Source organism: Citrobacter sp. H12-3-2 (genome assembly GCF_009649895.1).
GTDB lineage: Bacteria > Pseudomonadota > Gammaproteobacteria > Enterobacterales > Enterobacteriaceae > Citrobacter > Citrobacter portucalensis.
In genome coordinates this window covers 3,595,948-3,609,299 of the sequence record NZ_CP045837.1, presented here as the reverse complement: position 1 = coordinate 3,609,299, position 13,352 = coordinate 3,595,948, and the positions used below count along the sequence as shown (strand labels likewise).

Below are 13,352 nucleotides of genomic sequence, written 5' to 3'. Positions count from 1 at the left end.
TCGCATTTCTGAGGTGGCTATGATTGAGATTGAGAAAGTTTGCGTGGATTTTAGCGCAGGCCGTGGACCATCAACCCGGGCGGTTGATGACGTTAGCTTGCGCATTGGCGCAGGTGAGATATTTGGCATTGTCGGGACCAGCGGCGCGGGGAAAAGTACGCTGCTGCGCACCCTGAACGCCTTAACGCGTCCGAGCCAGGGAAGCGTGAAGGTGAACGGCGTAGAAATTTCCGCGCTGGAAGGGGGGCATCTACGTAAAGCCCGTCAGCGTATCGGTATGATTTTTCAACATTTTAACCTGATGCATACCCGTACCGTGGCGCAAAACGTCGCCTTTAGTCTGAAGGCTGCCGGATGGGAGCGCAGTAAAATTGGTCCGCGCGTGAGCGAAATCCTGGCGCTGGTGGGGCTGTCCGACAAGGCGAACCGCTTTCCGGTTCAGCTCAGCGGTGGGCAAAAGCAGCGTGTGGGTATTGCCCGCGCGATTGCCAATCACCCGGATGTGCTGCTGTGTGATGAACCTACCTCGGCGCTGGACCTCGAAACCTCAGCCACGATTCTGGCGTTGCTTAAGCAGATCAACCAACAGTTGGGGATCACGATCGTGCTGATCACTCACGAGATGAACGTGATCAAATCGATTTGCGATCGCGTGGCGGTAATGTCCGGCGGCAAGGTGGTGGAGTCTGGTGAGGTGTTTGACGTTTTTGCTCACCCGCAGCACGCGTTTACGCAGCAGCTGGTGTCGCATACCCTCAATTTGACGCTGCCCGAGCGTCTGCGCCAGCATCTGCCTGGTCAGTTGCTAAAAATTCTGTTCATCGGCGATTCGGCGGAACAGCCGGTGTTGTCAGAAGTCGCGGTTAAATTTGGCGTGGCGGTGAACATTCTGCACGGCAAAATTGAATATATTGGCGAACGTGCGCTGGGGATTCTGGTCGTGCAGCTGACCGCGCCGCATAACCCTTCAGCGGTGGAAGTCGCCGTGGAACATATTCGTCAACGTACTGCACAGGTGGAGGTGATTCGTGGATGATTTATTGCCTGATTTAACGCTGGCGTTTAATGAAACCTTCCAGATGCTGAGCATCTCTACGGTGCTGGCAATTATTGGTGGTCTGCCGCTCGGTTTTCTGATTTTCGTCACCGACCGGCATTTATTCTGGCAAAACCGTTTTGTGTATCTGCTCAGCTCCGTGCTGGTGAATATCATTCGTTCGGTACCGTTTGTGATCCTGCTAGTTCTGCTGCTGCCGCTAACCCAGTTTTTGCTCGGGAATACCATTGGCCCGATTGCGGCGTCGGTCCCGCTCTCGGTGGCGGCAATCGCTTTCTATGCCCGTCTGGTTGATAGCGCGTTACGTGAAGTCGATAAAGGCATTATTGAAGCGGCGGAAGCGTTTGGTGCCAGCCCGATGCGCATCATCTGCACCGTTCTGTTACCTGAAGCGAGCGCGGGTCTGCTGCGTGGGTTGACGATAACGTTGGTGAGTCTGATCGGTTACTCCGCGATGGCCGGGATCGTTGGCGGCGGTGGAGTCGGCGACCTGGCGATTCGCTTTGGTTATTACCGCTACGAAACCCAGGTCATGATCGTCACCGTGGTGGCGCTGATTATTTTGGTGCAGGTCGTTCAGGTGCTGGGTGACTGGCTGGCAAAACGCGCAGATAAGCGCGACAGACACTGATCACTGTGCGTTAAGCCACTCGGCAACGTCCTGCCATGTGCCGCGAAAGACGATTTTCGCGGCTTTCTTTTCCAGCTGATAACGATACATCGGGTCGTAATACTCATTGAGCAACGGCACCAGCCAGCCCATATGGGCGTCGGTGCTGCCCGTTGCCTGCTGTTCGCGCAGAGCCTCGTCGAGCAGGGTGGTCAGCTCGGCAAAACGTTGTAAACCCAGACGACGGCGGATAGCAAACAGGCCGTGGTGCAGATACTCGCTGTACTCCTGCCAGCCCTGGCTCTCGCCATAAGCGTGGGTAAAATCGTGGTGCATCTTCACGAAATACTCTTCACGTAGTCGCTCCAGACGACGCTCAAAAGGATCGTCCACCACCGCAATTGATGCCTGGGTCATGCGCTCGCGCAGGCATTCGGGCAGATGATTAGCCCCGATCATGCGGCCTTCATCTTCCAGTACCCACAGACGTAAATCCTGACGGCTATCGGTTTTGAGCATTTCAACCGCCAGCAGGTTTTCAAAACTCGCCTGACTCAATTGAGGTTCAACGGTGCGCCCAAACGAGGAGCCGCGATGGTGCGCCAGACCTTCGAGATCCACACCGTTTGGCTGCTGTTGCACCAGTTGCGTTTTACCGTTCCCGGTACAGCCGCCAATTAAGACGATCGGCTTTTGCACTAATTCTTCAGTCAGCTGTATCACTGCCTGGCGCAGGGCTTTGTAACCGCCTTTAATCAACGGATAGTCAATGCCGGACTCATGCAGCCACTGCTGCACAATATGCGAACGCTGACCGCCGCGCGCGCAGCATAAATAGCCCGCAGGATGTTGACGGCAGGCATCCAGCCAGGCGCTCATGCGCTGTTGACGGGTTTCACCCGAAACCAGTTGATGACCAAGCGCGAGGGCAGCTTCAGGTCCCTGGCGTTTGTAACAGGTACCCACGGCGGCACGTTCGTCATCGTTCATTAAGGGAAGGTTGGTTGCGCCCGGCATTGCGCCTTGCTGAAATTCGACGGGGGCGCGTACATCGATTAAAGGCGTACCGGCAAGCAAAATTGCGCGGTAGTCTTGTATTGTTTGTGTGTCTTGCATAGTAAAAAACGAAACCTCAAATCATCCTGCGTACTATTTTACGCGCCAAATGAAAGGATGACTTGATTTTCAATCGCGTGCATTGTTGAAAATTGCCAAAAATCCGGCAATTTCCGGTTTTCGCTGGGTAAACAGCGTCACAATATCGTCAACTGCTTTACCTGCGCCAAACTTATGCCATGCGAGGCTTAAGGGAGAGGGGGGACGCATGGTCGGGATGATGCTACTAACCAGTTGCCCGCTATCCAGCAGCGGCTGGCAGAGCGGCTGCGGAACGAAGCCGATACCCACCCCCGCAAGATGCGCTGCAAGCTTGGTTTCCATGTCGGGGACGATTATCTCTTTTTGACCTGGAAGACGCCATGCGACCCGTTTGGTCAGGGTCCGCGCACTGTCTTCAATGTTGATAGCCGGGAAACGGCGCAGTTGCGCTTCCGTTAATGGACCGCTGATGTTTGCCAGCGGATGATCTGCCGACATGACAAATCGCCACTGAACAGAACCCAAAGGATCGAGGGTAAAGGTGTTTGCCATTGGTTCAGTGCCGGTGACGCCGATAGCCAGTGAAAATCCTTCGTACAGCAGAGAATCCCACACGCCCATATAAATCTGCCGGGAAAAGTGAAACTGAGTAAAGGGGTAGCGTGCGTTAAGCCAGGATAACAGGCGAGCGACGGCTTCAGGGCTGTACAGCAGATTGTTGACCACAATATTCACCTGGCGCTCTACTCCGTCGTTCACTTGTTGCAACTCGCTGGGCATGCTGTCCAGCCAGGCGAGCCAGTCTTTTGCCTGAGAAAGGAGATGAGAACCGGCGGCGGTTAACGTCACGCTTCGGGTGGTGCGAAAGAACAGCGCGACGCCGGTATTTTCTTCCAGAAGTTTAATACGGTAGCTGATGGTGGCTGTGGTTTTACACAAGCGGTCCGCCGCCCTGGAGAAACTTCCCGTTTCGGCGACGCCGATAAAGGTACGCAGTGTTTCCGGGTCAAACATCGTCAGCTACTCCCTCAATGATCTTCTACAAGCCTGATTTCTTGTTCTCTGATTTATAAGTATTTTTGCATAATGGCCTTGTTTAAATTGTGGTCTAAATCTAGTTTTGGAAAAATTTTCCAATTTTTGTATTGATGTTAAATCACGAAGGTTTTAGATTGCATGGTATTGAAACCGCCACGTGTTCTGACTGCGGTTCAGCGGAATTCAGTTACGAGGAAATGATGATGAAACTTGAGGTATTACCGTTAAATCAGCATACGTTCAGCGCTTATGGCGATGTCATAGAAACTCATAAACGTGATTTTTTTCATATCAATGATGGGCTCGTTGAGCGTTATCACGACCTGGCCAATGTCGAGGTCCTGGAGCAGGATCGTACGCTCATCAGTATTAATCGCGCGCAACCAGCGGCTATGCCGATTGTTGTGCATGAACTGGAGCGCCACCCGCTAGGCACCCAGGCATTTATGCCTATGAATGGCGAAGCGTTTGTGGTGATTGTCGCGCTCGGCGAGGACAAACCCGATCTTTCCACCTTAAAAGCTTTTATCACCAATGGCCAACAGGGTGTGAATTACCACCGAAACGTCTGGCATCACCCGCTGTTCGCCTGGCAAACCGTGACCGATTTTCTGACCGTCGATCGCGGTGGTAGCGATAATTGCGATGTTGAAAGTATCCCTGCTCATGAACTCTGTTTTGCGTGACGCTATCGGCCTTCTTGCTTAATATGAGCATATTGTTCATTGTTTATGCTCATATTTTGGGCCGGAGTAAATGTAGTGGTAACGGAAGTAAGACGGCGCGGCAGGCCAGGACAGGCGGAGCCGGTTGCGCAGAAAGGCGCTCAGGCGCTCGAAAGAGGCATTGCGATTTTGCAGTATCTCGAAAGAAGTGGAGGTAGTTCGTCAGTGAGCGATATTTCCGGCAGTCTGGATTTGCCGCTCTCCACGACTTTTCGCCTGTTGAAGGTTTTACAGGGTGCTGATTTTGTCTATCAGGATAGCCAGTTAGGTTGGTGGCACATCGGTTTAGGCGTATTCAACGTGGGCTCAGCGTATATTCATAATCGCGATGTCCTGTCGGTTGCCGGACCGTTTATGCACCGATTAATGCTGCTTTCGGGCGAAACAGTTAATGTCGCGATTCGCAATGGCACCGAAGCGGTGTTGATTGGTCAGAAGGAGTGCAAATCGATGGTCAGAATGTGCGCACCTTTGGGTAGTCGTATGCCGCTACATGCTTCTGGTGCGGGAAAAGCACTGCTTTATCCGTTGATGGAAGAAGAGCTAATGGACATCGTCGTGAAAACGGGTTTGCAGCAATTTACGCCGACCACGTTGGTAGACTTTCCGACTCTGCTGCGCAATCTGGAACTGGCGCGCGAGAATGGCTATATCGTCGATCACGAAGAGCATGTTATTGGATTGAATTGCATCGCTTCGGCTATCTATGACGATGCAGGCAGTGTCGTCGCTGCCATCTCTATTTCGGGGCCCGCATCCAGACTGACGGAAGATCGTTTTATCAGTCAGGGGGAACTGGTACGGGATACCGCACGAGATATCAGTACGGCGCTTGGCTTAAAAGCCCCCGTAGCGTAAGTCGTAACCCGCTCAAAGGAGCGGGACTTTTTTGGATTTTTTTAAAGTTGGAAAATCTTTCCAATAAATAGAGGTAGAAAGAAAATGGCAAAAATGAGAGCTGTTGACGCGGCAATGTATGTGCTGGAAAAAGAAGGTATCACCACCGCATTTGGGGTCCCTGGAGCCGCAATTAACCCGTTCTATTCCGCAATGCGTAAGCACGGAGGCATTCGTCACATTCTGGCTCGCCACGTTGAAGGTGCCTCCCATATGGCGGAAGGCTACACGCGTGCAACGGCAGGTAACATTGGTGTCTGCCTTGGCACTTCCGGTCCGGCAGGTACTGACATGATCACCGCGCTGTATTCCGCTTCTGCCGATTCTATTCCTATTTTATGCATCACTGGCCAGGCCCCTCGCGCCCGCTTGCATAAGGAAGATTTTCAGGCTGTAGATATTGAGTCTATTGCCAAACCGGTTAGCAAAATGGCGGTAACGGTGCGTGAAGCGGCGCTGCTTCCTCGGGTTTTACAGCAGGCATTCCATGTTATGCGCTCTGGTCGTCCTGGCCCGGTGTTGATCGATTTACCTTTTGATATTCAGGTTGAAGAAATCGAATTCGATCCAGAAATGTATGAGCCTCTACCGGTGTACAAACCTGCAGCCAGCCGCAAACAGATTGAGAAAGCGCTGGAAATGCTGATTCAGTCTGAGCGTCCGGTCATCGTAGCTGGAGGTGGGGTGATTAATGCGGATGCTTGCGAACTGCTGCAACGCTTTGCTGAACTAACCAACGTACCGGTAATTCCTACGCTGATGGGCTGGGGATGTATCCCGGACGATCATGAGTTAATGGCCGGAATGGTGGGATTACAAACGGCGCATCGTTACGGAAACGCCACGTTGCTTGCTTCCGATATGGTGTTCGGTATTGGTAACCGCTTTGCTAACCGACACACCGGTTCCGTCGCGAAATATACTGAAGGGCGCAAAATCATTCATATCGATATTGAGCCGACGCAAATTGGCCGCGTTCTTTGCCCGGATTTAGGTATCGTTTCCGACGCCAAAGCCGCGCTCACTTTGCTGATTGACGTTGCTCAGGAGATGCAGAAAGCCGGACGTTTGCCTTGCCGGAATACCTGGGTTGATGAATGCCAGCAGCGTAAGCGGACGCTACTGCGTAAAACCCACTTCGACAACGTTCCGGTTAAACCGCAGCGTGTGTATGAAGAGATGAATAAAGCCTTCGGTCGTGATGTTTGCTATGTCACCACCATCGGGTTATCGCAAATTGCCGCTGCGCAAATGCTGCACGTATTTAAAGACCGTCACTGGATCAACTGCGGTCAGGCTGGCCCTCTTGGTTGGACGTTGCCGGCGGCATTAGGGGTTTGTGTTGCCGATCCTTCGCGCAATGTCGTTGGGATTTCCGGCGATTTTGACTTCCAGTTTTTGATCGAAGAGCTGGCGGTGGGTGCGCAGTTCAACATTCCTTACATCCATGTGCTGGTCAACAACGCCTACCTGGGGTTGATTCGCCAGTCGCAGCGCGCGTTTGATATGGATTACTGCGTGCAACTGGCGTTCGAAAACATCAACTCCAGCGAAGTAAACGGCTACGGCGTCGATCACGTCAAAGTAGCTGAGGGGTTAGGCTGTAAAGCCATTCGCGTGTTTAAACCTGAAGAGCTTGCTCCGGCGTTTGAACAAGCCAAAGCTCTGATGGCGCAGTATCGCGTTCCGGTTGTTGTCGAAGTGATCCTTGAACGTGTAACGAATATTTCCATGGGCAGTGAACTGGATAATGTTACCGAGTTTGAAGAGATTGCAGACGGTGCTACCGATGCACCAACCGAAACCTGTTTTATGAAATACGAATAGAGGGAGTGACAAATGTTACGTTTCTCAGCCAATCTTTCCATGCTGTTTCTGGAATACAGTTTCCTTGAGCGCTTTGATAAAGCGGCACAATCGGGCTTTCGTGGCGTAGAGTTTATGTTTCCCTACGATTACGACATTGATGTATTAAAAGAAAAGCTGCAAAACAACCAACTGGAACATACGCTGCATAATCTTCCTGCCGGAGACTGGGCTGCGGGTGAACGTGGTATCGCCTGTATTCCTGGTCGCGAAGAGGAATTTCGTGACGGTGTGGCAGCGGCGGTTCGTTATGCGAAGGGACTTGGCAATAAGAAAATTAATTGCCTGGTGGGTAAAACGCCTACGGGGTTTTCTGCCGAACAGATCCAGCAGACGCTGGTGGAAAACCTGCGCTATGCGGCAAATATGTTAGCAAAAGAAGATATTTTATTGCTGATTGAGCCGATCAACCATTTTGATATACCGGGTTTCCATCTTACCGGAACTCATCAGGCTCTGGCGTTAATTGACAGCGTCGGCTGCAATAATATCAAGATTCAGTATGATATTTATCACATGCAGCGCATGGAGGGAGAGTTAACCCAAACTATGACCACATGGGCAAATAAAATAGGTCATTTGCAAATTGCAGATAACCCTCGTCGCGGAGAACCAGGGACCGGGGAAATTAATTATGACTTTATTTTTAAGTTTATCGATAAATCAGGTTATGACGGCTGGGTTGGTTGTGAATATAAACCGCTGACCACCACCGAAGCGGGATTAACGTGGATTAATCAATATCGATAATTTGTAAGGAATTTCAGGCATCGCTATTTTTTTCCACTTTGTTGGAAGGGGGTTGTGTTGCCTGAATTCGGGAAAACCGGCAGATATATAAGAGGTTAAAAATGAAACTGGGATTTATTGGCCTGGGTATTATGGGATCGCCAATGGCGATTAATCTGGCTCGCGCCGGACATCAGCTACATGTGACGACCATTGGTCCAGTAGCGGAAGAACTGCTGTCATTAGGCGCGGTAAATGTTGAAAATGCACGTCAGGTAACTGATTTTGCAGATATTATCTTCATAATGGTTCCGGACACGCCGCAGGTCGAAGAAGTGCTTTTTGGCGAGCACGGCTGCGCTAAAACCTCATTGCAGGGAAAAACAATTGTCGATATGAGTTCTATTTCTCCTATCGAAACCAAACGTTTTGCTAAGCAGGTTAATGAACTGGGCGGTGACTATCTGGATGCGCCAGTCTCTGGTGGGGAAATTGGCGCTCGCGAAGGTACCTTGTCTATTATGGTTGGCGGTGAGCCAGAGGTATTTGAACGGGTCAAACCGCTGTTTGATATTCTGGGTAAGAATATCACTCTGGTAGGTGGTAATGGTGATGGCCAAACCTGCAAAGTGGCTAACCAAATTATCGTTGCCTTAAATATTGAAGCTGTTTCTGAAGCGCTGGTATTTGCCTCAAAAGCGGGGGCAGATCCGGTTCGCGTGCGCCAGGCCCTAATGGGTGGGTTTGCCTCTTCTCGTATTCTGGAAGTTCATGGTGAGCGCATGATTAAACGCACCTTTGACCCCGGCTTCAAAATCGCACTGCATCAAAAAGATCTCAATCTGGCATTGCAAAGTGCAAAGGCGCTTTCACTGAATTTACCTAATACGGCAACCTGTCAGGAATTATTTAACACCTGTGCAGCGAATGGTGGTAGCCAGTTGGATCACTCGGCAATGGTTCAGGCTCTGGAATTAATGGCAAACCACAAATTGTCATGATCGTTAGTATCGCTGTGATCTTTGCAGCGATACATTTTAATAAGGCACACTTTGGAAAGGTGCATGTCATGAGTGAAAAGAATAAATCCGGTATTGAATACTGGAAGAAGATCGTCGTCGTAATGAGTCTGGGTTGGGTTGCGATATGGATTTATCGCACCGTATTGACTCCAATTTATCCTGAGATTCAGGCATCCCTGGGTAATGTCAGCAATGCTGAAATTGGCGCCATTGCCAGCTTTTATTTCTTCGCCTATTGCAGCATGCAGATTCCCTGCGGAATTTTGGTCGATAAGCTCGGCCAGAAAATTATGCTGATGTGTGGGTTTACGCTCTTTATTATTGGCACGCTTTGTATCGCGAAAGCCACAGGACTGGCGATGATCTATGCTGGTTCGCTGATGGCTGGAGCGGGCTGTGCCTCTTTCTTTAGTTCAGCGTATTCACTTTCTTCGGCAAATGTCCCGCAGGCTCGTCGTGCACTGGCAAACGCTATTATTAATAGCGGCTCAGCGATTGGGATGGGGATAGGTTTAATTGGTTCCAGCGTGCTGGTAAAAAGCATGAGTATGGCCTGGCAAAACGTTCTGTTCCTTGTTGCCGCTGTGCTGGTTGTGATGCTATGCGTATTTACACTGGTTATCCGTGGCAAGGCAAAAAGCGAAACCACTGCGTCAGATCAGAAAGCGCAGACGGTAACGACGACTGAAGAGAAGAATCCGCCGCTGTTTTCGGGTCTGTTGTGCAGCGTGTACTTCCTCTATTTCTGCACTTGCTATGGTTATTACCTGATCGTGACCTGGCTTCCGTCTTATCTGCAAACTGAAAGAGGATTTGACGGTGGTGCAATTGGAGTGGCCTCGGCGCTGGTTGCTGTAGTGGGTGTCCCTGGCGCATTGTTCTTTAGCCATCTGTCCGATAAGTTTCGCAACAGCAAAGTCAAAGTTATTCTTGGACTGGAAATTATGGCCGCAGCCATGCTGGTATTTACAGTGTTATCACCAAATACCACTATGCTGATGGTCAGCCTGACTCTGTACGGTTTACTCGGCAAAATGGCGGTGGATCCGATTCTGATCTCCTTTGTCTCTGAGCAGGCATCGTCGAAAACGCTGGGCAGAGCATTCAGCCTGTTTAACTTTTTTGGTATGAGTTCAGCGGTTATCGCACCAACATTAACCGGATTTATTTCTGATTTAACGGGCTCAAAAGAGATAAGCTTTGTCATCTCCGCTTGTCTGGTTGTTACCGGAACGCTTATTTTTGCTGGCGTTGCGCTATATAAAAAGAAAGCAACACCTATTATTGCTTCAGCTTAAAATATAATAAAAATTAGTTGTATTATTTTCTTTATTGTTTTTGTTCCGCATAGCTAAACCCATTACAACGTTATCCGATACGTGACAAGAGGGATTTATGGAACATCAAAGAGATCTATACCAACAACGTGGTTATAGTGACGACTTATTACCAAAAACGGTAGCACAAAGAAACTGGAAAACATTCAACTATTTTACTTTATGGATGGGTTCTGTGCATAACGTACCTAATTACGTTATGGTTGGAGGGTTCTTTATTCTTGGACTTTCCACATTCAGTATTATGCTGGCTATTATTATTAGTGCATTGTTTATTGCGTTAGTCATGGTAATGAACGGTGCCGCCGGAAGCAAATATGGCGTACCTTTTGCAATGATTCTCCGTGGATCGTATGGCGTACGTGGAGCACTCTTCCCGGGACTATTGAGAGGAGGGATTGCAGCAATTATGTGGTTCGGTCTGCAATGCTATGCCGGATCGCTGGCATTTCTTATTCTCATTGGCAAAATATGGCCAGGTTTTTTAACGTTGGGTGGTGACTTTACATTACTAGGGTTGTCTCTGCCGGGGTTAATCACATTTCTTATTTTTTGGCTTATCAACGTCGGTATTGGTTTTGGTGGTGGTAAAGTATTAAATAAATTCACCGCAATCCTCAATCCCTGTATTTATATTGTATTTGGCGGGATGGCCATTTGGGCGATATCGTTGGTAGGGATTGGACCGATTCTCGACTACATTCCCAGCGGGGTGCAAAAAGCGGGGAACAGCGGATTCTTGTTCCTTGTCGTCATCAACGCAGTCGTTGCTGTATGGGCTGCTCCGGCAGTAAGTGCATCCGACTTCACGCAAAACGCCCATTCATTCCGTGAACAGGCGTTGGGTCAAACACTAGGACTTATAGTCGCATATGTATTATTTGCTGTTGCCAGCGTGTGCATTATAGCCGGTGCTAGTATTCATTACGGAATGGATACCTGGAATGTGCTGGATATTGTACAGCGTTGGGACAGTCTGTTCGCCTCATTCTTCGCGGTGCTTGTTATTCTGATGACGACAATCTCGACAAATGCCACAGGGAATATTATCCCAGCCGGTTATCAGATTGCCGCCATTGCACCCACTAAATTAACATATAAGAATGGGGTGTTGATTGCCAGTATTATTAGTTTGCTAATTTGTCCGTGGAAGTTAATGGAAAATCAGAACAGTATTTATCTGTTTCTGGATATCATTGGTGGGATGCTTGGTCCTGTTATTGGAGTTATGTTAGCCCACTACTTTGTGGTTATGCGTGGCCAAATCAATCTTGATGAATTATATACCGCGAGCGGTGATTACCAATATTATGATAACGGGTTTAACCTGACTGCATTCTCCGTAACGTTAGTTGCCGTAATTCTTTCACTGGGTGGCAAGTTTATTCCATTCCTTGAGCCTTTATAGCGAGTGTCGTGGTTTGTTGGGGTTATTGTCGCTTTCGTGGCATATGCCTTACTGAAAAAAAGAACGGGTGCGCAGCCAGCCGGCGTACAAAAAGTTACAGGCCAGATGTGATGAAATCAGTAAGCGCATTTTATTAAAAGTGCGTTATTTATAAAAACTATCTGTATCCATACAAGGAGTTTGTTATGTCTTTTGATTTAATTATTAAGAACGGTACTGTTATTTTAGAAAATGAAGCTCGTATTGTTGATATTGCCGTACAGGCAGGACAAATCGCCGCCATTGGCGAGAATCTGGGTGAGGCAAAGCAGGTCATGGATGCGACGGGTCTGGTGGTTTCACCGGGCATGGTTGATGCGCATACCCATATCTCTGAGCCGGGCCGTACGCATTGGGAAGGCTATGAGACCGGAACGCGTGCCGCGGCAAAAGGCGGTATCACCACGATGATCGAAATGCCTCTCAACCAGCTGCCAGCGACGGTGGATCGTGAAACCATCGAACTGAAATTTGATGCGGCTAAAGGCAAGTTGACCATCGATGCCGCGCAGCTTGGCGGTCTGGTCTCTTACAACCTCGATCGCCTGCACGAGCTGGATGAGGTCGGTGTCGTCGGCTTCAAATGCTTTGTTGCCACCTGCGGTGACCGCGGTATCGATAATGATTTCCGTGATGTTAACGACTGGCAGTTTTACAAAGGCGCACAGAAGTTGGCAGAAATGGACCAAACTGTACTGGTGCATTGTGAAAATGCGCTTATCTGCGATGAGCTTGGTGAGGAAGCTAAACGCGAAGGCCGTGTGACGGCGCATGATTATGTGGCCTCACGCCCGGTATTTACCGAGGTGGAAGCTATTCGTCGCGTGTTGTATCTGGCAAAAGTCGCCGGTTGTCGCCTGCATGTCTGCCACATCAGCAGCCCGGAAGGTGTAGAAGAAGTGACCCGCGCCCGTCAGGAAGGTCAGGATGTGACCTGCGAATCTTGTCCACATTATTTCGTGCTGGATACCGATCAGTTTGAAGAGATTGGTACCCTGGCAAAATGCTCTCCGCCGATCCGCGATCAGCAGAACCAGCAGGGTATGTGGGAAAAATTGTTTAACGGTGAGATTGACTGCCTGGTATCCGACCACTCTCCATGTCCTCCAGAAATGAAGGCCGGAAATATCATGCAGGCGTGGGGCGGCATTGCCGGACTGCAAAGCTGCATGGACGTTATGTTTGATGAAGCCGTGCAAAAACGCGGTATGTCACTGCCGCTGTTTGCAAAATTGATGGCAACCAATGCTGCAGATATTTTTGGTCTGAAGCAGAAAGGACGTATCGCCCCGGGTAAAGATGCTGACTTCGTCTTTATTCAGCCGGACAGCAAATACGTTCTGAAAAATGAAGATCTGGAATATCGCCATAAAGTCAGCCCGTATGTTGGCCGTACAATTGGCGCGCGCATTACGAAAACCATTCTGCGTGGTGATGTTATTTATGACATCGAGCAGGGTTTCCCGGTATCGCCAAAAGGTCAATTTATCCTTAAACATCAACAATAATGTGATGTGAATTAATGC

General features: G+C 49.6%; 11 protein-coding genes and 1 pseudogene. 10 read left to right on the top strand and 2 right to left on the bottom strand.

Annotation, left to right across the window (positions count from 1 at the left end; translation table 11 throughout):
- The first annotated feature begins 19 nt into the window (after nucleotides 1-19).
- Together sfbB and GHC22_RS17310 are read left to right on the top strand one after the other, a co-directional pair.
- Nucleotides 20-1,036 carry a virulence-associated ABC transporter ATP-binding protein SfbB gene (sfbB, locus tag GHC22_RS17315; RefSeq protein WP_032942581.1) on the top strand — a complete coding sequence of 339 codons (1,017 nt, stop codon included), beginning with the start codon at nucleotides 20-22 and terminating at the stop codon, nucleotides 1,034-1,036.
- On the top strand, nucleotides 1,029-1,688 hold the full coding sequence (locus GHC22_RS17310; protein ID WP_003831085.1) for a methionine ABC transporter permease: 660 nt from the start codon (nucleotides 1,029-1,031) through the stop codon (nucleotides 1,686-1,688). Before sfbB ends, GHC22_RS17310 begins: the two co-directional genes overlap by 8 nt.
- Here the strand turns inward: GHC22_RS17310 and mnmH are convergent, their stop codons facing one another.
- Nucleotides 1,689-2,783 carry a tRNA 2-selenouridine(34) synthase MnmH gene (mnmH, locus tag GHC22_RS17305; protein WP_153753637.1) on the bottom strand — a complete coding sequence of 365 codons (1,095 nt, stop codon included), beginning with the start codon at nucleotides 2,781-2,783 and terminating at the stop codon, nucleotides 1,689-1,691. It lies immediately after the preceding gene.
- Between the two features lie 69 nt (nucleotides 2,784-2,852).
- On the bottom strand, nucleotides 2,853-3,779 hold the full coding sequence (gene allS, locus GHC22_RS17300) for an HTH-type transcriptional activator AllS (protein ID WP_003831088.1): 927 nt from the start codon (nucleotides 3,777-3,779) through the stop codon (nucleotides 2,853-2,855).
- Between the two features lie 227 nt (nucleotides 3,780-4,006).
- Between allS and allA the strand changes: the two genes are divergently transcribed.
- The 8 genes and pseudogenes from allA to allB all read left to right on the top strand — a co-directional run bounded on the left by allA (nucleotide 4,007) and on the right by allB (nucleotide 13,334).
- Nucleotides 4,007-4,489 (top strand): ureidoglycolate lyase, encoded by a 483-nt coding sequence (gene allA / locus GHC22_RS17295; protein WP_153753636.1) that lies wholly within the window; start codon nucleotides 4,007-4,009, stop codon nucleotides 4,487-4,489.
- A gap of 75 nt (nucleotides 4,490-4,564) precedes the next feature.
- Nucleotides 4,565-5,386: an HTH-type transcriptional repressor AllR gene (gene allR / locus GHC22_RS17290; protein ID WP_228553195.1), complete on the top strand. Its 822-nt coding sequence runs from the start codon at nucleotides 4,565-4,567 to the stop codon at nucleotides 5,384-5,386.
- 84 nt (nucleotides 5,387-5,470) lie between these two features.
- Nucleotides 5,471-7,252 carry a glyoxylate carboligase gene (gene gcl, locus GHC22_RS17285; protein ID WP_128317156.1) on the top strand — a complete coding sequence of 594 codons (1,782 nt, stop codon included), beginning with the start codon at nucleotides 5,471-5,473 and terminating at the stop codon, nucleotides 7,250-7,252.
- Nucleotides 7,253-7,264: 12 nt separating this feature from the next.
- A complete protein-coding gene (hyi, locus tag GHC22_RS17280) occupies nucleotides 7,265-8,041 on the top strand; it encodes a hydroxypyruvate isomerase (RefSeq protein WP_153753634.1) in 777 nt (258 codons plus the stop codon).
- A gap of 101 nt (nucleotides 8,042-8,142) precedes the next feature.
- Complete coding sequence (gene glxR, locus GHC22_RS17275) at nucleotides 8,143-9,021, top strand: 2-hydroxy-3-oxopropionate reductase (protein WP_137377108.1); 879 nt, start codon at nucleotides 8,143-8,145, stop codon at nucleotides 9,019-9,021.
- A 68-nt stretch (nucleotides 9,022-9,089) separates the two neighbouring features.
- Entirely contained in the window at nucleotides 9,090-10,340 is a 1,251-nt protein-coding gene (locus tag GHC22_RS17270) for an MFS transporter (RefSeq protein WP_153753632.1), read from the top strand.
- 97 nt (nucleotides 10,341-10,437) lie between these two features.
- Nucleotides 10,438-11,898: pseudogene (locus tag GHC22_RS17265) on the top strand (putative allantoin permease).
- 74 nt (nucleotides 11,899-11,972) lie between these two features.
- Complete coding sequence (allB, locus tag GHC22_RS17260; RefSeq protein WP_153753630.1) at nucleotides 11,973-13,334, top strand: allantoinase AllB; 1,362 nt, start codon at nucleotides 11,973-11,975, stop codon at nucleotides 13,332-13,334.
- The last annotated feature ends 18 nt before the right edge of the window (nucleotides 13,335-13,352 follow it).

Bases quoted from the DNA above. Each gene is read 5' to 3' on its own strand.
- sfbB (WP_032942581.1), top strand. From the start codon at position 20: ATGATTGAGATTGAGAAAGTTTGCGTGGATTTTAGCGCAGGCCGTGGA.
- mnmH (WP_153753637.1), bottom strand. From the start codon at position 2,783: ATGCAAGACACACAAACAATACAAGACTACCGCGCAATTTTGCTTGCC.
- allS (WP_003831088.1), bottom strand. From the start codon at position 3,779: ATGTTTGACCCGGAAACACTGCGTACCTTTATCGGCGTCGCCGAAACG.
- allA (WP_153753636.1), top strand. From the start codon at position 4,007: ATGAAACTTGAGGTATTACCGTTAAATCAGCATACGTTCAGCGCTTAT.
- gcl (WP_128317156.1), top strand. From the start codon at position 5,471: ATGGCAAAAATGAGAGCTGTTGACGCGGCAATGTATGTGCTGGAAAAA.
- hyi (WP_153753634.1), top strand. From the start codon at position 7,265: ATGTTACGTTTCTCAGCCAATCTTTCCATGCTGTTTCTGGAATACAGT.
- glxR (WP_137377108.1), top strand. From the start codon at position 8,143: ATGAAACTGGGATTTATTGGCCTGGGTATTATGGGATCGCCAATGGCG.
- GHC22_RS17270 (WP_153753632.1), top strand. From the start codon at position 9,090: ATGAGTGAAAAGAATAAATCCGGTATTGAATACTGGAAGAAGATCGTC.
- allB (WP_153753630.1), top strand. From the start codon at position 11,973: ATGTCTTTTGATTTAATTATTAAGAACGGTACTGTTATTTTAGAAAAT.